At 73.5% G+C, this 24,622-nt stretch carries 17 protein-coding genes and 1 pseudogene; 10 read left to right on the top strand and 8 right to left on the bottom strand.

The window, feature by feature from the left end; translation table 11 throughout:
- Positions 1-236 precede the first annotated feature (236 nt).
- The 3 genes from CRV15_RS13520 to CRV15_RS13530 all read left to right on the top strand — a co-directional run bounded on the left by CRV15_RS13520 (position 237) and on the right by CRV15_RS13530 (position 2,778).
- A complete protein-coding gene (locus tag CRV15_RS13520) occupies positions 237-902 on the top strand; it encodes a response regulator (protein WP_003955370.1) in 666 nt (221 codons plus the stop codon).
- A gap of 364 nt (positions 903-1,266) precedes the next feature.
- Positions 1,267-1,677: a pyridoxamine 5'-phosphate oxidase family protein gene (locus tag CRV15_RS13525; protein WP_003955369.1), complete on the top strand. Its 411-nt coding sequence runs from the start codon at positions 1,267-1,269 to the stop codon at positions 1,675-1,677.
- 15 nt (positions 1,678-1,692) lie between these two features.
- Positions 1,693-2,778: a phosphotransferase gene (locus tag CRV15_RS13530; RefSeq protein ID WP_003955368.1), complete on the top strand. Its 1,086-nt coding sequence runs from the start codon at positions 1,693-1,695 to the stop codon at positions 2,776-2,778.
- A 216-nt stretch (positions 2,779-2,994) separates the two neighbouring features.
- Here the strand turns inward: CRV15_RS13530 and CRV15_RS13535 are convergent, their stop codons facing one another.
- Positions 2,995-4,590: a protein kinase domain-containing protein gene (locus CRV15_RS13535; RefSeq protein WP_003955367.1), complete on the bottom strand. Its 1,596-nt coding sequence runs from the start codon at positions 4,588-4,590 to the stop codon at positions 2,995-2,997.
- 252 nt (positions 4,591-4,842) lie between these two features.
- On the opposite strand from CRV15_RS13535, the gene CRV15_RS13540 reads away from it, so the two are divergent.
- The 6 genes from CRV15_RS13540 to CRV15_RS13565 all read left to right on the top strand — a co-directional run bounded on the left by CRV15_RS13540 (position 4,843) and on the right by CRV15_RS13565 (position 13,463).
- Positions 4,843-6,684 (top strand): Stk1 family PASTA domain-containing Ser/Thr kinase, encoded by a 1,842-nt coding sequence (locus CRV15_RS13540; RefSeq protein WP_003955366.1) that lies wholly within the window; start codon positions 4,843-4,845, stop codon positions 6,682-6,684.
- Between the two features lie 334 nt (positions 6,685-7,018).
- A complete protein-coding gene (locus tag CRV15_RS13545; RefSeq protein WP_009996907.1) occupies positions 7,019-7,687 on the top strand; it encodes a hypothetical protein in 669 nt (222 codons plus the stop codon).
- Positions 7,688-7,807: 120 nt separating this feature from the next.
- A complete protein-coding gene (locus CRV15_RS13550; RefSeq protein ID WP_003955364.1) occupies positions 7,808-8,482 on the top strand; it encodes a PadR family transcriptional regulator in 675 nt (224 codons plus the stop codon).
- A gap of 680 nt (positions 8,483-9,162) precedes the next feature.
- A complete protein-coding gene (locus CRV15_RS13555) occupies positions 9,163-9,933 on the top strand; it encodes an ABC transporter ATP-binding protein (RefSeq protein ID WP_003961156.1) in 771 nt (256 codons plus the stop codon).
- The gene (locus tag CRV15_RS13560) at positions 9,930-12,812 is read left to right on the top strand and encodes an ABC transporter permease (RefSeq protein WP_003955362.1); all 2,883 of its coding nucleotides are present in this window, start codon (positions 9,930-9,932) and stop codon (positions 12,810-12,812) included. The genes CRV15_RS13555 and CRV15_RS13560 overlap by 4 nt, the downstream gene beginning before the upstream one ends.
- Before the next feature lie 117 nt (positions 12,813-12,929).
- Positions 12,930-13,463, top strand: a complete 534-nt coding sequence (locus tag CRV15_RS13565; protein ID WP_003955361.1) for a bacterial proteasome activator family protein — start codon at positions 12,930-12,932, stop codon at positions 13,461-13,463.
- A 135-nt stretch (positions 13,464-13,598) separates the two neighbouring features.
- Here the strand turns inward: CRV15_RS13565 and CRV15_RS13570 are convergent, their stop codons facing one another.
- Both CRV15_RS13570 and CRV15_RS13575 read right to left on the bottom strand, forming a co-directional pair.
- Entirely contained in the window at positions 13,599-14,579 is a 981-nt protein-coding gene (locus tag CRV15_RS13570) for an NAD(P)H-quinone oxidoreductase (RefSeq protein WP_003955360.1), read from the bottom strand.
- Positions 14,580-14,792: 213 nt separating this feature from the next.
- Positions 14,793-15,416: pseudogene (locus tag CRV15_RS13575) on the bottom strand (potassium channel family protein); the annotation flags it as partial.
- A gap of 211 nt (positions 15,417-15,627) precedes the next feature.
- Here CRV15_RS13575 and CRV15_RS13580 point away from each other — a divergent pair.
- Positions 15,628-16,689, top strand: a complete 1,062-nt coding sequence (locus tag CRV15_RS13580; RefSeq protein ID WP_003955358.1) for a potassium channel family protein — start codon at positions 15,628-15,630, stop codon at positions 16,687-16,689.
- Positions 16,690-16,953: 264 nt separating this feature from the next.
- On the opposite strand, the gene CRV15_RS13585 is transcribed toward CRV15_RS13580, so the two are convergent.
- The 5 genes from CRV15_RS13585 to pdhA form a co-directional block, all read right to left on the bottom strand.
- A complete protein-coding gene (locus tag CRV15_RS13585) occupies positions 16,954-18,819 on the bottom strand; it encodes a molybdopterin molybdotransferase MoeA (protein WP_003961152.1) in 1,866 nt (621 codons plus the stop codon).
- 1,040 nt (positions 18,820-19,859) lie between these two features.
- Positions 19,860-20,765 carry an NTP transferase domain-containing protein gene (locus tag CRV15_RS13590; RefSeq protein WP_003961150.1) on the bottom strand — a complete coding sequence of 302 codons (906 nt, stop codon included), beginning with the start codon at positions 20,763-20,765 and terminating at the stop codon, positions 19,860-19,862.
- 82 nt (positions 20,766-20,847) lie between these two features.
- Positions 20,848-22,371 (bottom strand): dihydrolipoamide acetyltransferase family protein, encoded by a 1,524-nt coding sequence (locus CRV15_RS13595; RefSeq protein ID WP_003961149.1) that lies wholly within the window; start codon positions 22,369-22,371, stop codon positions 20,848-20,850.
- On the bottom strand, positions 22,372-23,403 hold the full coding sequence (locus CRV15_RS13600; RefSeq protein ID WP_003961148.1) for an alpha-ketoacid dehydrogenase subunit beta: 1,032 nt from the start codon (positions 23,401-23,403) through the stop codon (positions 22,372-22,374).
- Positions 23,400-24,527: a pyruvate dehydrogenase (acetyl-transferring) E1 component subunit alpha gene (pdhA, locus tag CRV15_RS13605; RefSeq protein WP_003957494.1), complete on the bottom strand. Its 1,128-nt coding sequence runs from the start codon at positions 24,525-24,527 to the stop codon at positions 23,400-23,402. The genes CRV15_RS13600 and pdhA overlap by 4 nt, the downstream gene beginning before the upstream one ends.
- Positions 24,528-24,622 lie beyond the last annotated feature (95 nt).

Below are 24,622 nucleotides of genomic sequence, written 5' to 3' on the forward strand. Positions count from 1 at the left end.
GGACGGGCGTGACAGGTGCCCCCGACGAAGCCCTGTCAAAAGCACGTTACCCAGAACGAACCATTCCTGCGAAACCCCTATTGACCTGGGATTTTGCTTGGATTTCCAAGTAAATCCAGAAAAAGGGGAACATCACTGGTCAGGCACTGGTCACGGCCTTGCGGGTTGCCGAAGACACGGGCAACCTATCTCGGCCACCCCGGGCACGGGAAGGGCTGGTGTGTGAGACTGCATTCGTGCGTGAAGAAGGAAAAATCACCGTATTCCTGCTGGATGATCACGAAGTGGTCCGGCGCGGAGTTCATGAGCTGCTTTCCGTCGAGGACGATATCGAGGTCGTCGGCGAGGCGGGGACGGCCGAGGACGCCATGGTCAGGATTCCGGCCACCCGCCCCGATGTGGCGGTGCTCGACGTGCGGCTGCCGGACGGCAGCGGGGTGGAGGTCTGCCGGGAGATCCGTTCCCGGGACGAGAACATCAAATGCCTGATGCTGACCTCGTTCGCCGACGACGAGGCGCTGTTCGACGCGATCATGGCCGGGGCCTCGGGATATGTCCTCAAAGCGATCCGGGGCAACGAGCTGCTGACGGCGGTACGGGAGGTGGCGGCCGGAAAGTCGCTTCTCGACCCGGTGGCGACGGCACGGGTACTGGCGCGGCTGCGGGACGGCAACAACCCCAAGGGCGACGACAAGCTGGCCGCGCTGACCGATCAGGAGCGCCGCATCCTCGATCTGATCGGGGAGGGCCTGACCAATCGGGCCATCGGCGAACGACTGCATCTCGCCGAGAAAACGATCAAGAACTATGTCTCCAGTCTGCTCTCGAAACTGGGGATGGAGCGACGGTCGCAGGCGGCGGCGTTCGTGGCCCGGATGCAGGCGGAGCGCCAGCACCACTGAGGTCCCGGCGGACAGGACGGGCGACGGGGTGCCCCGGCGGGCGGCCGGGGTCGGCCATGGGGGCGAGGGCTCGCGGGGCAGCGGGGGCAGCGGTCGGCCAAGGGGCCGGGGAGGGTTCGGGAGGCGGCGGGGGCCGGGGTACACCGGGACTTATGTCCCGCTGACCAGGGGCTGCCGCCCCTTTACCCGGAGCGGCGACGGGCCGAGAGTGGTGCCCATGCCCACCGAGGAACTGTGCGCCGCCGCCCCGCTCGCGCCCGCCACCGCGCCCGCGGCCCCCGTGGCGACCGCGGCCTCCGCCCCGCCCGCGGCCCCCGGCGCGCCCCCGGCACCCGCAGCACCCGCCGCGACCGCCGCGACCCCCCTGGAGCAGCACGGCGTACGGCTGCTCGACGGCGTCTCGTACGGCCGGCTCGCGACCAGCATGCGCGCCATGCCCTTCGTGGCCCCCGCCCGGCACATCGTGCGCGACGACCGCTCCGTCGTCCTCCGGATGCACCGGGGCTTCGGCTATCACCGCGCGTGCAACGGCAGTGTGGTGGCGTACGGCGCGGACAACTTCCACTCCGGCGGACGGGACATGTGGTCCGTGCAGTTCACGGGCATGGCGGAGATCGTCTGCCCGACGGAGGAGGACCTCCGGCGGTTCGGCGACGAGCCCCTGCACGCGGACGGTGAGCGCTTCGAGCCGGTCTATATGCGGATAGAACCTCAGTTCGTCACCGTCCACACCCTGGATTATCGCGAAGAGCAGCACAACCGACACTCTGAGTGATCTATCATTTGGTAAGTGCCGCGCTCATCTGTCACCGCGCCGCCGGTTGGTGCCCTGCTGCGCCGCTACGAGGACCCGGGTGAACCGCTCTCCTGTGAGCGGGTCTCCGAAGGGCTCCTCAATCGCGGCTACCGCCTCTCCACCACCCGTGGCGCGTACTTCCTGAAACATCATCTCGACGGCGATCGGGAGGTCATCGCCCGTCAGCACCGCGCCACCCAGCGCCTTCAGGCGCTCGGGGTCCCCGTCGCTCCGCCGGTCGCGGACGCGCACGGGGAGACGGTCGCGGTCATCGGCGACCGCTGCTACGCCCTCCATCCCTGGGTCGAGGGGCGCCATCGCGACGGCGCCCAGCTCTCCAGCCGCCAGTCCCGCCGTCTGGGGTCGCTTCTCGGACTGGTCCATACCTGTCTGGAACGGGTGATGCACCAGGCGGAGCCGCCCACGATCCCCCGGCCCCGCTCCCGGCCGCCCGCCCCGCCCTCCCCCCGGCGCTACACCCGTCAGTACGCCCCCCAGCACTCCCGCCCGTACGACAGCGCCGACCCCACGGAGACCTTCGCCCTCATCGACGAACTGCTCGCCCTGGCCCGGGGCTCCCGGCCGCACGACACCTTCGACACCCTCGCCGAGCACCGGCTGCTGGAGCGCAGGGCGCTGCTGGAGCGGTACGCGGACCGCAGACCGCCCCCGGCCAAGGCGGGCGGCTGGGTGCACGGGGACTTCCACCCGCTGAATCTGCTCTACCGGGGCACCGAGCCGGCCGCAATCGTGGACTGGGACCGCTTAGGCGTCCAGCCCCGCGCGGAGGAGGCCGTCCGGGCCGCCGCGATCTTCTTCCTGCGCCCGGCCGGGGTGCTGGAGCTGCCGAAGGTCCGCGCCTACGCACGGGCCTACCGCCGGGCGGCGGGCGCCGACGCCGGGGAGATGGCGGCGGCCGTGCACCGGGTCTGGTGGGAGCGGCTCAACGACTTCTGGATACTGCGCTGGCGCTATCAGCTGCACGACCGCAGGGCCGACCCGCAGTTCGCAGCGGTGTCGGCCCTGGTGGTGTGGTGGACGAGGGAGTACGAGGCGGTGCACGCGGCCTTCACGGCCTGAACGGCCGGTCCCCGCCGGGGCCGTGGGCGGTCGGAGCCCCGGGGCCCGGCGCCACGGGCACCACGGGCACCGGGGCAGACGGGCGAGGCGGACGCCGGGCGGCACGGGCCCGGACAGCACGACGGGCCCCGGCCGGAGGAGTCCGGCACGGGGCCCGCGGAACGTGTGCGTCCAGGCGGCGGTGCGCCCGGGGAACGGCGGTGGAGCGGCGGTGGCTCAGGGAGCGACCGGCTCCTCCCCGCCCGGCTCACCATTGGTCTCGCCGCCGGACTCGCCCCCGCCCGGCTGCCCGGTGCCCGGGTCGCCGCCGCCCGGGTCGCCCGAGGGGCCGCCCGGGTCCCCGCCCTCCGGCGGGTCGATCGACGGCGACGGCTGCTGCGGTGTGGTCGGCTGGCTCGACTCGCCCGCGCTCTGGGTGGGCGAGGGCTGGACCGGCTCCGAGAGCGTCGGCCGCGGCGACTGGGGCTTCGTCGGATACTTCGGCGCCCACGTCTGCTGGTTGCCCTGATCGGGCGTGTTCACGGACTTGCTCGGACGCTCCGGCGACTGCGACGGCTTGGTCTCCGGCTCCTTCGGCCGCTCGGGCGACTGCGTGGTCTTCACCGGGGACTTCTGGTCATTGTCCGCCGTGTCCGCCGCGTTGAGCGCGAGCGCGACCCCGGTCACGACCGCGACCAGCGCCAGCGCGGCGAACAGCCACACCTTGCCGCGCCTGCGGCCACCGCCGCCGTGCCCGCCCTCGTACGCCCCGTCGTCCGGGTTCATCGGCGGCAGGATCGGACCCTGGGCGGTCTCCCCGTGGATCGGGTGCACGGCCGTCGCGCCGACCCCGCCGTGGCCCAGCGCCGTCGTGGGCGCCGTCTCCCGCGCCGGGACATAGCCGGTGTCCCAGCTCCCGCTGTGGCTGCCCTGCTGCTGGAGCATCTGGAGGGCGTACTGCACCAGACCGCGCATCTCCTCCGCGCTCTGGAAGCGGTCGTCCGGGTCCTTCGCCAGCGACCGCATCACCAGCCCGTCCAGCTCCGGCGGGACCACGTCCGAGATCTGCGACGGGGGCACCGGGATGTCCTGGACGTGCTGGTAGACCACCGACAGCGGGGTCTCCCCGGTGAACGGGGGCCGCAGCGCCAGCAGTTCGTACAGCAGACAGCCGGTCGCGTAGAGGTCCGAGCGGTGGTCGACGGCCTTGCCGAGGGCCTGCTCGGGCGAGAGGTACTGCGGCGTGCCCATGACCATGCCGGTCTGGGTCATCGTCGTGGACGCCCCGTGCAGGGCGCGCGCGATGCCGAAGTCCATCACCTTCACCGCGCCGGAGTGGGTGATGATGACGTTCGCGGGCTTGATGTCCCGGTGCACGATGGCGTGCTGATGGGAGTAGGCCAGCGCCTCCAGCACCCCGGAGACGATGATCAGCGCCTGCTCGGGCGGCGGGGCGTCGGCGTTGATCAGCAGATCGCGGATCGTGCGGCCCTCGACCAGCTCCATCACGATGTACGGCACCGGCTGGCCGTTCACCACGTCCTCGCCGGAGTCGTAGACCGCCACGATCGCGTGGTGGTTCAGCCCGGCGACCGACTGCGCCTCGCGGGTGAAGCGCGCCTTCGAGACCGGGTCCTCGGCGAGGTCGGCACGGAGCAGCTTGACCGCGACGGTGCGGCCGAGCCGTACGTCCTCCGCGGCGAACACCTCGGCCATGCCACCGCGCCCGAGGCGGTGGGTCAGGCGGTAGCGGCCGTCGCCGACCAGCCCGCCCGCTCCCCATGCTTCCGCCGGGTCCGGCACGCCGTTGCCGGCTGGGGGTTCGGGTGCCATCAGTCCTCGCCGTCGTGTCTTGTGTCCTGGTGCCGTGTGGCCTCACGCTACAGCCTTCCTCGGACACCCCCGCAGGAGAACGACCGCCCCACTCGGCGCTGTGAGGACGACCACGCGTATTTCGTGCCACACCTGTGACTCTCGCGCGACGTGACTGCCCCGTACGGTCACGGCGGCGGCACCCCGCTTGACGTGGGGTACCCCTCGGGCAGACTTGCCCCGTCAGAGGGACGGGCCGAGGGGGACGCGCGTATGAGCCAGCACGGCGCCGGGGGCCACTATCCGGCCGGATTCCTGGCAGGTGGCCGGTACCAGCTCTGTGCGCTGCTCGGCGAGGGCGGCATGGCCGCCGTCCATCTGGCCTACGACACCGCTCTGGACCGTCAGGTCGCCATCAAGACACTCCATACCGAACTGGGGCGCGAGCAGTCCTTCCGCGAACGGTTCCGGCGCGAGGCCCAGGCCGTTGCCAAACTGTCGCATCCCAATATCGTCTCGGTCTTCGACACCGGTGAGGACACGGTCGTCCCGGAGGGCGCGCGGGCCCCCGCCCCGGGCGCCCTGCCCATGCCGTACATCGTCATGGAGTACGTGCGGGGCAGCCCGCTCGGCTCCGTTCTCCAGGAGGACGTACGGCGGTACGGGGCGATGCCCGCCGACACAGCGCTGCGGGTGGCGGCGGATGTCCTCGCCGCGCTGGAGACCAGCCACGAGGTCGGTCTGGTCCACCGCGACATCAAGCCCGGCAATGTGATGATGACGCCGCGCGGCGTGGTCAAGGTGATGGACTTCGGCATCGCGCGGGCCATGCAGTCGGGCGTCGCCTCGATGACCCAGACCGGCATGGTGGTGGGCACCCCGCAGTACCTCTCGCCCGAACAGGCGCTGGGGCGGGGCGTGGACGCCCGTTCCGATCTGTACTCCGTCGGAGTGATGCTCTTCCAGTTGTTGACGGGACGGCTCCCGTTCGACGCGGACGGACCGCTGGCGATCGTGTACGCGCATGTCCAGGAGGCGCCGGTGGCGCCCTCCACGATCAACCGCTCCGTCACCCCGGCGATGGACGCGCTGGTGGCGCGGGCGCTGCGGAAGAACCCGGCGGAACGGTTCCCGACGGCGGCGGCCATGCGCGAGGAGTGCGAACGGGTCGCCGCCGCCGGACAGCAGACGGCACCGGTGATCGTCTCCGGTGGGCCCGCGCCGGGCGGAGCGGGTGTGGGGTCCGCCGTCTTCCCTCCGGTGCACCCGGCGAATCCGGTGCACCCGGCGCATCCGATGGGTCCGGTGAGTCCGGTGGGTCCGGTGAGTCAAGGGCACCCGGGGCACCCGGGGTTCCCGCAGGGGGTGGCGCCGTACGCGCAGCCCGCGGGCCCGTACGGGTCGCCGGTCCCCGGGCACCCGCCTCCGGGCCACCCCGCTCCGCCGTACGGCTATCCCCAGGGGCCTCAGGGCCCCGGGGCCCCTGCTGCCTATCAGCCGCACCAGCCGACGCATCCGCATCAGCCGGGGTATCCGCACCAACTGGGCCACCCGCATCAGCCGGTCGCGCCGCCGGCCACCTCGTTCACCATCTCCCCGGCCCCGCCGCGGCCCGGGAACGGGGGCGGGAGCCCCCGGCGGAAGCGGGCGCGGACCATCGCGGTCACGATCGCGTCGGTGCTGCTGGGGACCATGTTCATCGGCATGTTGCAGGCATGGCTGAACTCGGAGGACTTTGAGTCGGAGCCGGAGCGGCCCGCCCGGTCCACCGCGCCGGGAGCGGCACAGGACGCGAACGGAACGGGCAGCTCCGGAGCGGGGGGCGAGGCGCTGCCGCCGGACCGGAACCGGAAGATCGACCCCGCCAGGTGCAGCGGGGCCATGGAGGACGGCACCGACCCGGCGAAGGTGCAGTCGCCCGATCTGCTCTACAAGGACGTGCTGTCCGTCAAGGAATGCCTGCGCTCGGCGGGCTGGACCTGGACCGTGATCGAGGTCGACAACCCGCAGTGGCCGAAGGACACCGTGGTCCGCCAGTTCCCGAGCCAGGGGACGGCCGTGGCACCGAAGAACCAGGAGTTCGAGCTGCACCTCTCCACGGGCCGGGCCGGCTGACCCCCTCGCCGCCGGGCACCGGGGCGGCGTCCCCCCGCGACACCCGCTCCGGCGCCCGGACACGGGGCCGCCGCCCCGTCCGTCGACCCCTCCTCCCGGCCGCCCCTCCGGGTGACGCCGTCCTGCCCCGTCGTACCGCCGTCACCGCTCATCGATACACCCCGAGATGCCGGATCTGTCACGTCATGTGACGCTGAGCCCAACGGCACAAGGGCCCGGTACGGCCGGAATCCGCGTGATCGTCGACCACCCGCGCTCGTTGTGCCCGGTACGCCCGTACACGGGCTCAGTACGTCAGCACGTCCGGTCGTTCGGTACGGGAGGGGGTCACCCGGTGACTCCAGGGCTGCGCACCCGGTGCGCGATCGCGGTCGTCTCGTTCCTGCTGCTGACCGCCGCACGGGCGGGCGCGGTGGAGGTCGATCCGGGGGCCCCGGCCGCGCACCGGCCCCCGGCGGCACCCTCCGCCTCCCTCGCGGGGCACCCCGCGGGCGAGGGACGGCCCCGTCCGGGACTCCCCCCGGTCTCCGCGCCTCCGGCGCCCCCGGACGCCGGAGCGGCCGAGGAGGGCGGGGCCGCCCAGGCGCCCTCCCCCGGGGAGTCCGCCGCCCTCGATCCGACCGTCGCGGCCACCCCGACAGCGGCGGCGTCCGTGTCACAGTCCCGTCCCGGTTCCGTCTCCGGCCCGCCCCCGGACGGTGCCTCCAGCACACGGGAGCCACCGGAGCGGGAGCGCCGGGAGCACCGCCCCGAGAGGCCCGGCTCCCCTCGCTCCGACGATGTCCCGGAGGACGGCGAGGGCGCGTGGGACGAACGGGACGCGGCTGCCGTGCCGCTGCCGTCCGGGGCCCCGCTGACGCCCGCCGCCGCACGTCAACAGGTCCATGAGACCGGCCCGTCCGCGCCCGTCCCCCATCGGGTCTCGCCGCTCTCGCTCGGTGTCGGCATGGCTCTCATGGGGCTGGGGATCGGCTTTCTGGGCATCCGGATGAGACGCCGCTGACCGCTCCGCGCCCCCTGCGCATCCCTCTCACGACGGTCGGCCTCCCCCTGGAGACGGACGCTCCGGGTTCCCTCCGGAGACGGTTGGAGTTCCTTGGCATACCGGGTATACATACTCAGTATGTCGATCCGCCACGGGCTGCTCGCCCTTCTTGAGCACGGCCCTCGCTACGGCTCTCAGCTCCGAACGGAGTTCGAGGCACGCACGGGAGCCACCTGGCCGCTCAACGTCGGCCAGGTCTATACGACCCTCAACCGGCTGGAGCGGGACGGACTCGTCGCGCAGAGCGGCGAGGACGAGGCCGGCCACGCCCTCTACGCCATCACCGAGGCGGGCCACAGCGAGCTGCGGAGCTGGTTCGAACGGCCCGTGGACCGCAGCAACCCGCCGCGCGACGAGCTGGCGATCAAGCTCGCCATGGCGGTGGGGGCCCCCGGGGTCGACATCCGCGAGGTCATCCAGTCCCAGCGGCGGCACACCGTGAAGGCGATGCAGGACTACACCCGGCTCAAGGGCCAGGCACTGGCGGCCGTCGAGAGCGGGGACTCGCAGGAGCGGGACGACGTGGCCTGGCTGCTCGTCCTGGAACAGCTCATCTTCCAGACCGAGGCCGAGGCCCGCTGGCTCGACCACTGCGAGTCACGGCTCATCAGGCTCTCGGCCACGGCCGGGGAACGGGCCCGGGACGCCCCGCCGCCCGCCGTGCCACCGGGGCAGGACGAGCCGCCCGAGCCCCGGAAGGGCTTCCTGGCCGGAGCCGTCCGGCGCAGGGGCGGCCCCGGGCGACCGGCGTAGTACGCGGCCGGTCCCGATCAACCGGAGGCCGGGGCGGGCACCGGGCGCCGCACGGGCCGGGGCCGGTTCCACGGGGGGACCGACCGCGGCCCGGACCACGGTGCCCGCGGACCCGGGGCCCGGAAGGCACTCCGGCGGGCTGTCGGGCCAGGACAGGGGCCGCGGACCACGGGCGCACCACGCCCGCGCCGCCCCTGTCCGGCCCGGCCGTCCGTCCTGATCCGTACGACTCGACGAGCGCGGCTCGACGAAGGCGACTCGACAGAGCCGGGCCGTCCGGTCCCGGGCGGGGCTCCTGTCCGGGGCCACCGGTCCCGGGCCGGGACCCGCGCGGCGGGACGGGGCCGGGCACGGGGCCTCGCCCTGCCCTCGGACCGCCCCGGACCGCCGTCCCGCACCACCCGGCACGGGCCGCCCGGCACCCGGCCATCCGTACCGCCGGGCCGGCGCCCGGCCACCGCTCGGAACGACACACCGCAGACCACCGGTCGGGGGAACAGCCGGAGGGCTCGCCCCACGGCAGGCCCGCCGGCCATGGGCCCGCCACCGGCCGTCCCCACGGCCACCCGGCGTTCGGCAACGAGGCATACGGACCGCCCGACCGCCCGACCCGATCGTCATCGGCTTCGCCCCGCCCGGAGCCGCACACCGCTCACTTTCGCAACCCACAGGGGGACACCATGTCCATATCGCCCACAGCCGAGACACAGAGTTCACTTCAGTCACAGCAGCCTGTTCTGCAACTTCAGGAACTGACCCGGGTCCATGGCTCGGGCGCCACCGAGGTGCACGCGCTGCGCGGTATCAACCTCAGTGTCTTCCCCGGTGAACTCGTCGCCGTCATGGGCCCCTCGGGATCGGGCAAGTCCACCCTGCTCACCATCGCGGGCGGACTCGATCTGCCCACCTCCGGCCGGGTCCTGGTCGAGAACACCGACATCACATCGGCCGACCGCAAGGCGCTCGCCGCGCTGCGCCGCCGCAGCATCGGCTATGTCTTCCAGGACTACAACCTGATCCCCGCGCTCACCGCGGCCGAGAACGTCTCCCTCCCCCGCGAGCTGGACGGGATCTCCGCCCGCAAGGCCCGGGTCGAGGCCCTGGCCTCCTTGGAGGAGATCGGCCTCGCCCATCTCGCCGACCGCTTCCCGGACGAGATGTCCGGTGGTCAGCAGCAGCGGGTGGCCCTCGCCCGCGCCCTGGTGGGCGACCGGCGACTGGTGCTCGCCGACGAACCGACCGGCGCCCTGGACTCCGAGACCGGCGAGTCCGTCCTCGCCCTGCTGCGCGCCCGCTGCGACGCCGGAGCCGCGGGCATCCTCGTCACCCATGAGCCCCGCTTCGCCGCCTGGGCCGACCGCGTGGTCTTCCTCCGCGACGGCGCCATGGTCGACCAGACCGTCCGCAGCGACGCCGAGTCGCTGCTCTCCGGACAGGCGGCCGAGCAGTGAGGAGCTGGTACCACTCCTGGCTGGCGGCGATCCGTATCGCCCGCCGCGACGCCTGGCGCGCCAAGGGCCGCAGCCTGCTCGTCCTCGCGATGCTGACGCTGCCCATCATCGGCGTGAGCGCGGCGGACGTCACCTATCGCAGCTCCAACCTCTCCACCGAGGCGCAACTGGAGCGGCAGATCGGTACCGCCGACGCCCGGGTGATGGACTACGACACCGGCGGAGAGGCCGTCTTCCAGAGCCCGGACAACGAGGAGACGGACCGGGCCAAGCAGTACGGGGAGAACGACGAGCTGCCCACCGGTCCGGCCGACATCACCAAGGCGCTGCCCGCCGGTGCCGCCTCCCTGACCGACACCTACGGCTCCGCGAAGGTGCACACCAAGCACGGCCTGCTCAGCACCTCCGTCCGTGAGCTGAAGTCCTCCGACCCGATGGCCGGGCCGATCATGCCGCTGCTCGACGGCCGCTATCCCACCGCGCCCGACGAGGTCGCCGTGACGGGGCTCTTCCTCAAGAACAGCGGTCTGAAGCTGGGTTCCACGATCACCGTGCGCCAACTGGAGCGCACGTACACGATCGTCGGCTCGTACGAGCTGCCCTCCGAGCTGAACACCGACCAGATCAACGCCCTTCCGGGCGCCCTGCTCGAACCGCTCCGCAAGGCGCTGGAGAAGGCGGAGCTTCCGTCGAGCACGTCCAGCACCTCCTATCTGGTCAAGATCGACGGCGGTTTCACGTGGAACATGGTCAAGGAGGCCAACCAGCACGGAGTGACGGTCACGTCCCGTGACGTGATCCTCGACCCGCCGCCGGACTCCGAGGTCCCGCTCTTCCAGAAGAAGGGCTACCAGCCCGGCATGACCTACCAGACCATGGACGAGGGCGCCCTCATGGTCCTGGCCACCGTGGTCGTCATGGCCCTGCTGGAGATCTGTCTGCTCGCGGGTCCGGCCTTCGCCGTCGGGGCACGCCGCTCCCGCCGACAGCTCGGGCTGGTCGGCGCCAACGGCGGTGACCGCCGCCATATCCGCGCCATCGTGCTCTCCGGGGGTCTGGTGCTCGGCGCCGTGGCGGCCGTGGTGGGCACGGTGCTCGGCATCGCGCTGACCTACGTGGCACGGCCCTGGCTGGAGGAGTACTCCGGGAGCCGGTTCGACGCGCTGGAGCTGCGCCCCCTGGAACTCCTCGGCATCGCGCTGCTGGCCGTCCTCACCGGTCTCGCCGCGGCCCTGATCCCCGCCGTCAACGCCTCCCGTCAGCCCGTGCTGGCCTCCCTCACCGGCCGCCGGGGGGTCCGCAAGAGCAATCGGGTCCTGCCGACGGTCGGCCTGATCGCCGTCGTCCTGGGCGCCGCCGCCGCCTTCTTCGGTACGACGATGTCCGACGGTTTTCTGCTGATCGCGGGCGGCAGCGCCATCGCCGAGCTGGGTGTGGTCGCCATGACCCCGGCGCTCGTCGGAGTCTTCGGCCGGATCGGACGCTTTCTGCCGCTCTCGCCCCGGCTGGCGCTGCGGGACGCGGTCCGCAACCGGGGCCGTACGGCCCCGGCGGTGGCCGCCGTCCTGGCCGCCGTCGCCGGAACGGTCGCCGTGGCCACCTACGCGGCCAGCATGGACGCCCAGAGCGAGGCCAAGTACTACCCCCGGCTGCCCTACGGGACCGCCGCCCTGACGCTCGGCTCCGAAGGGGCCGCACAGCACGAGAACGCCGCCCGTGCGGCCGTGGAGAAGTCCTTCCCCGTCGCTCTGCGGGCCGATGTGCGACGGATCGCGGTCGGCAACCCGAACTGCTCGGTCCATGGGAGCTACGCGGACAACCCGGGGAGCTGCGGCGAGTCCGAACTGCTGGTGCCGACCGCCAATGTCTGCCCGATCCACGCCGCCGACCCGGCACGGCCCGGCGAGAGCCTTGAGGAGACGTTCACCGCCGCGGAGCGCCGCAAGCTGGTGGACAGCGACTGGCGGTGCGCGTCCCGGCGCGGAGAGACGTACTCGGAGGTCAACACGTTGATCGGTGACGCCTCGCTGTTGAAGGTGCTCAAGATCGACGATCCGGCCGCCGCGAAGGCCCTGGCCGCCGGAAAGGCCGTCGTGCTCGACCGGAGGTACCTGGACGCCAAGAACACCATCGGCATCCAGCTGATCACCGATGTCGCCGCCGCCAACAAGGCGCGGGAGAAGAGCCAGACCCCGCCCGGCAGGGTGGTGAAGCTCCCCGCGTACCAGCTCGACAGCAAGGCCCAGGGGTACGGAATCCAGGCGATCGTGCCGCCCGCCGCGGCCGAGGCCGCGAAGATCACCACGGCTCCCTACGGCGCCTACTACACCCTGGACCGCCTTCCCCGGAGCGAGGAGACCCAGCGGCTCGACGCCGAGCTGGCCCGTATCGGCATCGAGGACTTCCCGTTCGTCGAGAGCGGGTTCCAGAGCGACAACAACGTCATGATGCTGGCGCTGGCGGTCTTCGCCGGGCTGATCACCATCGGTGCCGCCGGTATCGCCACGGGCCTCTCCCAGGCGGACGCCGAAGCCGATCTGAAGACGCTGGCGGCGGTCGGCGCCCCGCCGAGGGTGCGCAGGACGCTCAGCGGCTTCCAGTGCGGGGTGGTGGCCGCGATGGGTGTGGTGCTCGGCTCGGCCACCGGAGTCGTCCCCGCGATCGGTCTCGTCCTCGCCGACCGGCGCAGCCAGACGACCGGCTGGAAGGAGAGCGTCGCAGAGGGGTACGCCGACCTCGCCGACAAGCCCTATGTGCCGATCGAGCTGCCCTGGCTGACCCTGGGGGTGCTGGTGATCGCCGTCCCACTGGGCGCGGCCCTGCTGGCGGCACTGGTGACCCGCTCCCGGGGCGCCCTGGCCCGCCGCGAGGCGTCCTGATCACAGCCGCCCGCGGTGGTGTGCCCCCGTATCGGAGCGAACGTTCCGGTACGGGGGCACACCCCTGGTTACAGGGTCACAGCCCGGGCGCACACATGGGTGGGAGACAATGGCCGCATGGAGATGCCGACGAATGAACGGTCGCAGGAGCCCCCGGTCCTTGTCGTGGGGCAGGACGGGATGATGCTCGGCGGCGGTGACGAGGAGTCCCGCGAGATCCCGGTGACGGAGATGGTCGAGCAGCCCGCGAAGGTCATGCGCATCGGCAGCATGATCAAACAGCTCTTGGAGGAGGTCAGGGCGGCTCCTCTGGACGAGGCGAGCCGGGTGCGCCTCAAGGAGATCCACGCCGGGTCCGTCAAGGAGCTGGAGGACGGTCTCGCCCCCGAGCTGGTGGACGAGTTGGAGCGGCTGTCGCTTCCCTTCACCGATGAGGCGGTGCCCTCCGAGGCGGAGCTGAGGATCGCTCAGGCCCAGCTCGTGGGGTGGCTCGAAGGTCTTTTCCACGGCATCCAGACGACCCTGTTCGCCCAGCAGATGGCCGCCCGGGCGCAGTTGGAGCAGATGCGCCGCGCGCTGCCCGCAGGGTCCCACCACGAGGACGACGGCAACCCCCATCAGGGGCCGATCCGTTCGGGCCCGTATCTGTAGCCGAGCCCGCCCGTCGTCTGCGGGCGCCCGAGCCACGCGCGGGCGCCGGAGCGGGGCCCTTCCCTTCGGACGGGCTCCGCTCCGGCGTCGGCCGCCGTGTCACTCAGCCGCCCGGCCGCCGATCCGTTCGGCCGTTCACTCGTTGATCAGCAGGACCTTGCCGACCTGGGCGCCGGACTCCAGCACCCGATGCGCCTCCGCCGCCTGCCTGAGCGGCAGACTCCGGTCCACGACCGGCCGGACCCGACCGTTCTCGATCAGCGGCCAGACATGCTCGCGCACCGCCGCCACGATCGCGGCCTTCTCCCCCAGCGGACGGCTCCGCAGCGAGGTCGCGGTGATCGCCGCCCGCTTGGCGAGCAGCGCCCCCAGGTTCACCTCGCCCTTGACCCCGCCCTGAAGGCCGATCACCGCGAGCCGTCCATTGAGCGCGAGGGCGCGGATGTTCCGCTCCAGATACTTCGCTCCGATGATGTCGAGGACGACATCGGCCCCGGCGCCGTCCGTCGCGGCCCGCAGCTCCGCCACGAAGTCCTGCTCGCGGTAGTCGATCAGGATGTCCGCGCCCAGCTCGGCGCAGCGCGCCAGCTTCTCGGGGCCGCCCGCCGTGACCGCGACCCGGGCGCCCACCGCCTTGGCGAGCTGGATGGCCATGGTGCCGATGCCGCTCGCGCCGCCGTGGATCAGTACCGTCTCACCCGGCCGCAGATGCGCGATCATGAAGACGTTGGACCAGACCGTCGCGGTCACCTCGGGCAGGGCCGCCGCCGTGACCAGGTCGAGGCCCGTGGGCACGGGGAGCAGTTGCCCGGTGGGGACGGCGACCCGCTGGGCGTAGCCGCCACCGGCGAGCAGCGCGCACACCTCGTCGCCGACGGCCCATCCGGAGACACCGGGCCCCAGGTCGACGATCCTGCCGGAGCACTCCAGGCCGGGGTAGGGGGAGGCGCCGGGCGGCGGATCGTAGAAGCCCTGGCGCTGGAGCAGATCCGCACGGTTGACCGCGCTCGCCGCCACCTCGACCAGGACCTCGCCCTCGCCGGGTACGGGATCGGGTACCTCCGCCCAGAGCAGCGCCTCGGGACCACCGGGTTCGGGAATCGTGATCGCATGCATGGCCGCGAGGCTACCGCCGGGCGGGTCCGCTCCGGGCGGTACCGGGCCCGGCCCGGGGCCCGGTACCGCCTCGGTACCGCCCGGAGCTGCCGGGCGCGGGTGGGCGGGTCGGGCGCGGGGAAACGGGTAGGCGGGTCGGGAGCGGGGGAGTGCGACGGGTGCGGGGAAGCGGGTCGGGCGCTATGCCTTTCTGCGCCGGTCGCCGTCCCCCACCCGGACGATGGTGATCACCCGGTCCGTCAGTTGCAGCGGGCTGGCGGCGGGGTCGTCGTAGCCGATCATCCGATGGCCGCGCAACACGCTGACCACCAGGTCGTCCGTCTCCCGGACATTCATCCCCACCTCGGCCTTTATCACCGGCCGTTCCACCAGATCGAGTCCGCTGCCCTGGTGGATCAGATCCTCCATCACCGCTCCCGCACTGGGGCTGAGCACCGAGAGGCCCATCAGCCGCCCGGCCGCGCTGGCGCTGGTGATGACGGCGTCCGCGCCGGACTGGCGGAGCAGCGGCGCGTTCTCCTCCTCCCGGACCGAGGCGACGATCTTCGCCTCCTTGTTGAGCTGGCGCGCCGTCAGGGTGACCAGCACCGCCGTGTCGTCCCGCTGGGTGCAGATGATGATCTGCCCGGCGCGCTGCACCTCGGCCTTGATCAGTACATCGCTGCGGGTCGCGTCGCCGACGATGCCGTTGTAGCCCTCGGCGACGGCGGTGTCCACGACCTTGCCGCTCGGGTCGACGATCACGATCTGGTCCCGCTTGAGCCCCGTCGCGGTCAGGGTCTGGATCGCGGAACGTCCCTTGGTACCGAACCCCACGATCACGGTGTGCCCGCGCACTCGACCTCCACTGCTCCTTCGACGTCAACCCCGGGGGTGTACCCGCCGCCCCCGGAGGAACGACGCTACCGCCAACACGGTGGACGCACACACGTTCCGGCGCCGGATCGGGGACGATGGTCTCTTCACATTCGACCGACCGGACCATGGGCAGAGGGGATTTCCGATGAGGGGCGAGAAGAAACCCCCGAGGGCAGGCAGGTTCTCGATCATGCGCTCGCTCTGGTACCGCTCGAACCGGGAGGCCCAGGACGACTTCGAGGCCGGGCGCTCCATCACCATGCCCGCGCAGGCCGTCGTCCCTCCCCTGGTCCAGGTGTTGCGGCGGCTCGCCATGGCCCTGCTGGTGCTCGCGGTCACCACGCTGCTGGTCTGGCTGGACCGGTCGGGCTACAACGACAACGCCGATGGCAGCGTCGACTTCCTGGACGCGGCCTACTACACCACCGTCACCCTCTCCACCACCGGCTACGGCGATATCGCCCCGGTCAGCGACGCTGCCCGGCTCACCAATATCTTCATCATCACGCCGCTGCGGGTGCTCTTCCTGATCATCCTGGTCGGCACCACCCTCGAAGTCCTCACCGAGCGCACCCGCCAACAGGTACGGGTCCACCGCTGGCGGTCCCGGATGACCGACCATGTGATCGTGGTCGGCTATGGCACCAAGGGGCGGCACGCGATCGAGACCCTGCTCGGTCAGGGGGTGCCCATCGAGAAGATCGTGGTGGTCGACTCCCAGCAGAAGGCCGTGGACGCGGCGAGCGTCGATGGACTGGTGGCCGTCCTCGGCGATGCCACCCGGTCCCGGTCGCTGCTGAAGGCGGAGATCCAGCGGGCCGCCCGGGTGATCATCGCTCCCCAGCGGGACGACACGGCGACGCTGGTCACGCTCACCGCCCGGCAGCTCAACAAGCGGGCCGCCATCGTGGTCACCGTCCGCGAGGACGAGAATGTGCCCCTGATCAAGCAGAGCGGGGCCGACACCGTGGTCACCAGCTCCAGCTCCGCCGGACGGCTGCTCGGGGTCTCGATGGCCAGTCCCCAGGTGGCCGACACCCTGGAGGATCTGATGACCCGGGGCAGCGGACTGAATCTGGCCGAACGCCCCGTCGCCCAGGGTGAGGTCGGCCGCTCTCCCCGGGAGTGCGCGGATCTGGTGGTGGCCGTGGTCCGCCGCAAACGGATGCTGGACTACACCGACCCGGAGTGCGCACAGCTCCAGTTCGGGGACCGGCTGATCACCATCAGCCGGGAACAGCCGGCGGTCTGACCTCGTTCCGGACACGTCCGGGCGCGTCCCGACGGCGGGCAGCCGTGCCCGGACGACGGGGGCGTGCCCGGACGATAGGGGCCGTGCCCGGACGACGGGCGGCCGTCTGCCCGTCGGATACCGGGCCCACGGCGCCACGCCGCATGTTTCACGTGAAACAGCCCAACGGGTGAACGGGAGTCAGGGCCCCGGGTCTGGGAGCGGGCTGCGGGTCCGGGGGCCGGGCTCCGGGGGCGCGTGTCCCGGGCCGCGCGGGGCCATGGGTCAGGACGGGGCCCAGGGGAGACGCAGCACCTCCAGCTCGTCCCCCGGGCGAGCGCCGCCGGGTTCCACCACGGCCAGCCCTTCGGCGGCGGCGATGCCCCGCAGCATGGCGGGGCCGTGGTAGCGCAGGGGCAGCAGTCGGCCGTCCTGCTGGACGCAGGGCACCAGCCGGGTGTCCCGGGGGTGGCCCGGCACCTCCTCGTCCACGGGTGCCCGGTGCGGTGCCCGGGGTGCCATCCCCAGCACCCCTCTCACCAGGGGATCGGCGAGGGTGAGCAGCCCGGCCACGGCGGCGAGGGGGTTCCCCGGCAGTCCGACGAGATGGCGTACGGGGGCCCCGCCGGTCATGGCCCCGGTGCCACCGCCGAGGCGGGCCAGCAGCATGGGGTGGCCGGGCCGTACCGCGACGGAGTCGACCAGCGTCTCGGCGTCCGTCCGGCGCAGGACGGCGTGGACATGGTCGACGGGTCCGGCGGCCGTGCCCCCGGTGGTGATCAACAGCTCGGCGGGGGAGGCCGTCACAGCACGGTGCAGCACATCGGCGTCGTCGCCGATCCGCCGGACGGCGACCGTCTCGGCGCCCAGCCCCTCCAGCCAGGGCAGCAGCATCGGCCCCAGGGCGTCCCGGATCAGCCCCTCGTGGGGCAGGCCGTCGGCGAGCAGTTCGTCCCCGAGGATCAGCACCTCGACCCGTGGCCGGGCGACAACCTCCAACGCGTCGTATCCGGCCGCCGCGGCGAGCCCCAGCACGGCCGGGGTCACCCGTCGCGCGGCGGGCAGCAGCCGGTCGCCCGAGCGGCACTCCTGACCACGGGGGCGGATGTCCTGCCCGTGCGGGAGCCCCCGGTCGGCGTGCAGCAGCCGCTGACGGCCGTCGAGGCGGGCGTGCTCGCTGCGGAGCACCGCGGTGGCCTCCGGCGGAATCCGCGCTCCGGTGGCGATCCGTACCGCCGTGCCGTCCTCCAGCGGTGACACGGCCCCGCGTCCGGCGAGGACCGCGCCGGACCGGACGGTCCAGGGGCCGGGCCCGGCGACCGCCCAGCCGTCCATGGCGGATGTGTCGAAGGACGGCAGATCGCAGAGCGCCGTCAGGGGTTCGCCCAGCACCCGGCCGAGGGCCCGCGCCAGGGGGACCCGCTCGGACGACGGCCGTCCGCCGCGGCCCGCGTGTACGGCGATCTCCCGGGCCTCCGCCCAGGGCACCGCGTCCGGGCCGCCGTGCGGGACGGCGCCGGCCGCCCCGGCGCGGCCTTCCGCCGGGCCGGTGGGACCGCCCGGTCGCCCCGGGGCGGCGGGAGAGCCGCCCGGACCTCCCGGACCGCTTCCGGCGGCGCTTCCGGCGGGCGTCCGCGCGTCCGCGCTCAGCAGGAGGAGCGCATCCTCGACACCGTCTTCGCGGTCACCGCCGGGTGGGGACCCGTCCTGCGCGCCCCGGACCTCGGACAGGGGGCCCGCGCCCCGCCGCGCACCCCCCTTCCCCTTGTCGTCCAGCAGCTCTTCGTCCAGCAGCGCGAGAGCGTCCTCGACGCCGTCGGCCCCGTCTCCCGTCCCCTCGGCACCAGCATCGGCACCGGCACCGGCACCGTTCAGTGAACGCACCAGGCCGGGGGTCCGGACCCGCCCGTCCTCGCCCAGCAGCGCCAAGGCGTCCTCCATCCCGTCGTCCCCGTCGTCCCCGTCGTCCCCGTCGGGCTGCGCCCGGGGCACCGACCGCACCCGCGCCGGGGGCCGAACCCCGTGCAGCGCGGCGAGCATGTCCTCCAGCCCGCCGACGCACTCCCCGCCGCCGGACACCACCCGCATCCGGAGGGGTGCGTCCCCATCCAGGAGGGTGGGTCCGTCCAGCAGGGCGAGGGCGTCCTCCACCCCGTCCCCATCGGCCCCACCGCCGCCGCCGGACGGCGCCGGAGCCCGGTCCGTGCGGCGCGACCGACGCCCGGGGGAGGAACGCCGCCCACCACCGGGCCCCGCCTCACCGCCCCCACCGACCGGGGAAGCCACACCGGGTCCGCACGGCACACCGTCGTCCGGCCCACCCGAGGCACCCCTGTCCGCATCACCGCGTCCCGGCCCCGCCGGGACGGAGGCGGTGGAGGAAGCCGACCGGGCTCCGGCGATACCGCCCACCACGGAACCCGCCGGAGCAGACGGAGCGCCCACAACCCCGCCGTCAGAACCACCCGACACGGCTCCGTCCCCGCCGCCCCGCCCAGGGCCCGCCGGGACGGACGCGGTGCTCCCGGCCCGACCACGGGACCCGACGGGGGAAGCCGGGGAATCCCCGCCCGCACCGGCCGTCATGGGACCGTCCGAAGCGAACAGCGCATCCGCCGCCCCACCGTCCATGCCACCGGGCGAAGAGGTCACACGGCCCGCACGGGGCACACCACCGGCCGGGACACCGCAGGCGACCCCACCCGTACCGCCCCGCCCAGGGCCCGCCGGGGCGGACGCGGTGCTCCCGGCCCGACCGCCGGACCCGGCAGGGGAAGCCGGAGAGAGCCCGTCCGCCGCCGGACCGGCCGAGACGGACAGGGCACCCGCAGCGCGACCGTCGGGACCGCCGGGCGAAGGGCCCACGCCACCGTCGCGCGCCGCACCACCGGCCCGACCACCTGGTCCGGCCCCGCCCTCCGTGCCACCGGGTGGAGAAGCGACACCGCCCTCACGCGGAGCACCCGGTACGTCCCCGTCCGCACCGTCCCGCTCACGGCCCGCCCGTGCACAGGCGGGCGGACTGTCCGGCACCGGGCCCGACGGAGTGGGCGGGGTGCCCAGGGGACGGTCGTCAGAGCCGTCGGCCCCGGTGAACGGCCGGGGCGGCGGCTCGTCACCGGCGGGTGTGCCGGGGGCCGGGGCGGCGGCGGAGGGGCCGCGGGTGAATCGGCCCCGGCTGTCCCGGGGGGTCATCCGGCACCGCCACCGGCCGGGTCCGGGGCGGCGGGGCCGGAGGACTCCTCCTCCCAGCGCCTGGCGAGGGCCGCCGCCTTGCGCGCCGCCTCCGCGACGGCCTCCGGGCCGCCGCCCGCCGCCGCGTACCCCACCAGGAAGGTGGTGAGCGGCGCGGCCGGACGGGCCACCCCGTGCGCGGCGTCCCGGGCGAGGTCGAGCAGCAGATCGGTGTCGACGTCGAGATCGATGCCGAGTTCTTCCCTGACCGCGGTGATCCATTCCTCCAGCACGTGTCCATGCTCCCTGATCCGGGCCCTGGCGGCGGCGATGTCCTCCCAGGTGTCGCAGTCGAACGACGCCGACGGCCGGTCGGTCACCCGTACGACCTCCAGTTGCTCGGGCAGCAGCCGCAACGGCAGCCCGGCGAGGGAGCCGTACTCGGTCGCGAGCAGGGCCAGTTCCCGGCGGACCGGTTCGGTGCGATAGGCCGCGACCAGCGGCTGTTCCCGTCCGTCGGCGTCGACGAGCAGCGCCGCCTCGCGTCCGCCCGTGTCGAGGGCGGCGATGAGCCGCCGCACCGTCGGGGCGGACAGGAACGGCAGATCGGCGGAGAGGACGAGCACCTGTTGCGACTCCGGGCCGAGTCGGCGCAGCCCCGCGTCGAGGGCGGCGAGCGGGCCGCCGCCGGGCGGGGTCTCCCGGGCCCACAGAACCGGCCGCGGGGTGGCCCTGCGGTCTCCGACGACCACGGTGGTGGCGGCGTCCCGGCAGGCCGACAGGACCCGGTCGAGCAGGGAGCGGGCGCCCACGCTCAGCCCCGGCTTGTCGGCGCCCCCCAGCCGCCGTGCGGCTCCTCCGGCGAGGACGACGGCGTCGTGGGCGGGGGGCGCGGGGTCGTTCGGCGATGGGGTCAGGGTCATGGCGGCAGTATGGGCCCGGCCGCCGGGGGCGCTCGGCCCCCGGCGGCCGGAACACCGGCCGGTCGCGGCGGCCGGCCCTCCCTCAGAGCGTGCGCAGCAGGACCGCGGGCTGCTCGACGCAGTCCGCGACGTACCGCAGGAACCCGCCCGCCGTGCCACCGTCGCAGACACGGTGGTCGAAGGTGAGCGAGAGCTGCACGACCTGACGCACGGCCAGCTCTCCCCGGTGGACCCAGGGCTTGGCCACGATCCTGCCGACGCCGAGCATCGCCGCTTCCGGATGGTTGATGATCGGCGTGGAGCCGTCGACGCCGAAGACTCCGTAGTTGTTCAGCGTGAAGGTGCCGCCGGTCAGCTCGGCGGGCGAGAGTCTGCCCTCCCGGGCGGCCTCGGTGAGCCGGGCGAACTCCGCCGTCAGCGACTCGGCCGAGCGGCGGTGGGCGTCCTTGACCACGGGGACGACCAGCCCGCGCTCGGTCTGCGCGGCGAACCCGATGTGCACAGCGGACAGCCGGACGATCTCCCGGGCCGCCGTGTCCACGGTGGCGTTCAGCTCGGGGTGGCGGGCGAGCGCCGCCGCGCAGATCCGGGCGAACAAGGCGATGATCGATATCTTCGGCCCGCCCGCGGCGTTCATGGCGGTCCGCGCGGCCAGCAACTCGGTCGCGTCGGCGTCCACCCAGCAGGTGGCGTCCGGGATCTCGCTCCGGCTGCGGGTCAGCTTGTCGGCCATGGCCCCGCGCACCCCGCGCAGCGGGATGCGCTCGACGGCGGCCTCCGCCGGGGCCGAGGGCACGGCCGAGGACGGGGCCGAGACCGAGGACGCCACGGCGCCCGAAGGGGAAGCGGCGGCCGAAGGGGAAGCGGTGGCAGGCCCGGCGGCAGCCGCCGCGGAACCGGGCAGGGCCGTCCCGGCGGCCCGCATCGCGTACTCGACATCGGCCCGCAGGATCAGCCCGTCCGGCCCCGAGCCCGAGAGCTGCCGCAGATCGAGCCCGTAGCTCCGCGCCAGACGGCGCACCAGCGGGGAGATCACGGGCAGGGGCCCGCTCTGGTCGGCGTCCTCGTCCAGGTCGCTCACCGGGGCCACGGCCCGGCTCCCGCCGGTCGCCGTCCGGGGGTCGGGCCTGAGCCGGCGCCGCCGGGCCGACGGGGCCCCTGTGCCATAGCCGACGAGGACATTGCCCGAAGACTCCGCGGCCCCGCCCCGCACGGCACCGGACGGCCCCGCGCCCGCCACCGGGCCGGAAGCCGCCGCACCGCCCTGACCACCCTGACCGCCCTGACCACCCTGACCGCCCTGACCACCGTGGGCGCCCTGCTGACCGTCACCATCGGTGCCGGGCCGCCGGTCCGCGTCCGCCCCGACGGCGACCGTCAGCAGCGGCGCGCCGACCGGAAGTTCGGTGCCCTCCTCGCCGAAACGGGCGGTCACCACGCCTCCGTAGGGGCAGGGCACCTCCACCATCGCCTTGGCGGTCTCCACCTCCACCACCGGCTGGTCCACCGCGACCACGTCGCCCACGGAGACCAGCCAGCGCACGATCTCCGCCTCGGTCAGTCCCTCCCCGAGGTCCGGCAGCCTGAACTCAAGCACCTGTGCCATTCAGCTCTCCGCCTCCCACTGCAAACGCGCCACCGCGTCGAGTACCCGGTCCACTCCCGGCAGATGGTGCCGTTCCAGCATGGGCGGCGGATAGGGGATATCGAAACCGGCCACCCTCAGGACCGGCGCCTCCAGATGGTGGAAGCACCGCTCGGTGACCCGTGCCGCTATCTCCCCCCCGGGTCCGCCGAAGCCGGTGGACTCGTGGACGACGACCGCGCGGCCGGTGCGCCGCACGGAGTCGCAGACCGTGGCGTCGTCGAAGGGGACCAGGGAACGCAGGTCCACGACCTCCAGGTCCCAGCCCTCGGCGACGGCCGCCTCGGCCGCCTCCAGGCAGACGGGCACGGACGGGCCGTAGGTGATCAGGGTGGCGCTGCGGCCGGACCGCCGGACCACGGCCCGGCCGATCGGCTCGACCGCCGCCGGGGCCTCGGGCGACCAGGCGGCCTTGGACCAGTAGAGCCGCTTGGGCTCCAGGAAGACCACCGGGTCGTCGCTGGCGATGGCCGCCCTGAGCAGGCCGTACGCGTCCTCGACGGTCGCGGGCGCCACCACGTGGAGCCCGGGGGTCGCCATGTAGTACGCCTCGGAGGAGTCGCTGTGGTGCTCGACCCCGCCGATGCCGCCGCCGTAGGGGACCCGGACGGTGATGGGCAGCGGCAGCGCTCCCCTGGTGCGGTTGCGCATCCGGGAGACATGGCTGATGAGCTGCTCGAACGCGGGGTAGGCGAACGCGTCGAACTGCATCTCCACCACGGGCCGCAGCCCGTACATCGCCATGCCGACGGCCGTCCCGAGAATGCCCGCCTCCGCGAGGGGGGTGTCGGTGCAGCGGTCCTCGCCGAACTCCTTGGCCAGCCCGTCGGTGACCCGGAAGACCCCGCCGAGCGTCCCGACGTCCTCGCCGAGCACATGGACCGTCGGGTCCTCGGCCATCGCGTCCCGCATCGCCCGCTGGAGCGCCTGCGCCATGGTGGCCGGTTTCAGCAGGGCCGCCGCCGCACCGGCCGGGCTCGTCGCCGTGGTCATCGGGCCTCTCCTTCCGCTTCCAGCTCGGCCCGCAGGTGCGCCGCCTGCTCCCGGAGCTGGCTCGTGCGCTCCGCGTACACCTGGCCGAACAGGTCCATCGGGTCGAGTTCCGCGTCGGCGTTCATCCGCTCGCGCAGCCGGGCCGCCATCGCCTCGGCGTCCTCGGTCACGGACCGTCTGCGCTGCTCGTCCAGGAGACCGCGCGCGGTCAGCTCCCGCTCGACGAGGACGACGGGGTCGTGCGCCCGCCATGCCTCGACCTCCGGCTCCTCCCGGTAGCGGGTGGCGTCGTCGGCGTTGGTGTGGGCCTCCAGGCGATAGGTGACGGCCTCCACCAGCGTCGGCCCGCCGCCGCGCCGGGCGCGGGCCACCGCGTCGGACAGCACCCGGTGCACCGCGGGCGCGTCGTTCCCGTCGACCAGGCGGCCGGGCATCCCGTACCCCACGGCCTTGTGGGCCAGGGACGGGGCGGCGGTCTGCTTCGCGAGCGGCACGGAGATCGCGAAGCCGTTGTTCTGGACGAGGAAGACGACGGGCGCCTGCCACACCGCGGCGAAGTTCAGCGCCTCGTGGAAGTCGCCCTCGCTGGTGCCGCCGTCGCCGACCAGGGCGAGCGCGACGACGTCGTCCCCGCGCAGCCGGGCCGCGTGCGCGAGACCCACGGCGTGCGGAAGCTGGGTGGCGAGCGGGGTGGACAGGGGCGCGGTGCGGTGCTCCCGGGGGTCGTACCCGGTGTGCCAGTCGCCCCGCAGCAGGGTGAGCACCTGCACCGGGTCGATACCGCGCGTCACGGCGGCGAGGGTGTCGCGGTAGCTGGGGAAGAGCCAGTCCCGCTCCTCCAGGGCCAGCGCGGCGGCGACCTGGCATGCCTCCTGCCCGGTGCTCGACGGGTAGACGGCGAGCCTGCCCTGCCGGGTCAGCGCGGTGGCCTGGGTGTTGAACCGCCGCCCGCGCACAAGATGGGCGTGGAGCGTCAGCAGCAGGCCGGGGTCTACGCCGGCGGCGGCGTCCGTACCCAGCAGCCGGTACGGCTCCGGGTCCGGGAGCAGTGGTGCGGGGTCGGTGCGGGGCTTCCACTCCGGGGGCGGAGCGGGCCGGTAGACGACGGCTCTCAAAGCGAGCACCTCCTCGTGGGAGCGGACAGCGAAACGGCCGGAATGTGGCGCGCCTCACCTACCGATTGTTCGGTCGTGGACGCATTTTGGCTACAGCCACCTCC

This window comes from Streptomyces clavuligerus (assembly GCF_005519465.1).
Classification (GTDB): domain Bacteria; phylum Actinomycetota; class Actinomycetes; order Streptomycetales; family Streptomycetaceae; genus Streptomyces; species Streptomyces clavuligerus.

Excerpts from the sequence above, each read along its gene's own strand:
- CRV15_RS13535 (WP_003955367.1), bottom strand. The coding sequence starts at position 4,590 with ATGGCACCCGAACCCCCAGCCGGCAACGGCGTGCCGGACCCGGCGGAA.
- CRV15_RS13540 (WP_003955366.1), top strand. The coding sequence starts at position 4,843 with ATGAGCCAGCACGGCGCCGGGGGCCACTATCCGGCCGGATTCCTGGCA.
- CRV15_RS13550 (WP_003955364.1), top strand. The coding sequence starts at position 7,808 with ATGTCGATCCGCCACGGGCTGCTCGCCCTTCTTGAGCACGGCCCTCGC.
- CRV15_RS13555 (WP_003961156.1), top strand. The coding sequence starts at position 9,163 with ATGTCCATATCGCCCACAGCCGAGACACAGAGTTCACTTCAGTCACAG.
- CRV15_RS13565 (WP_003955361.1), top strand. The coding sequence starts at position 12,930 with ATGGAGATGCCGACGAATGAACGGTCGCAGGAGCCCCCGGTCCTTGTC.
- CRV15_RS13570 (WP_003955360.1), bottom strand. The coding sequence starts at position 14,579 with ATGCATGCGATCACGATTCCCGAACCCGGTGGTCCCGAGGCGCTGCTC.
- CRV15_RS13580 (WP_003955358.1), top strand. The coding sequence starts at position 15,628 with ATGCGCTCGCTCTGGTACCGCTCGAACCGGGAGGCCCAGGACGACTTC.
- CRV15_RS13590 (WP_003961150.1), bottom strand. The coding sequence starts at position 20,765 with ATGACCCTGACCCCATCGCCGAACGACCCCGCGCCCCCCGCCCACGAC.
- CRV15_RS13595 (WP_003961149.1), bottom strand. The coding sequence starts at position 22,371 with ATGGCACAGGTGCTTGAGTTCAGGCTGCCGGACCTCGGGGAGGGACTG.
- CRV15_RS13600 (WP_003961148.1), bottom strand. The coding sequence starts at position 23,403 with ATGACCACGGCGACGAGCCCGGCCGGTGCGGCGGCGGCCCTGCTGAAA.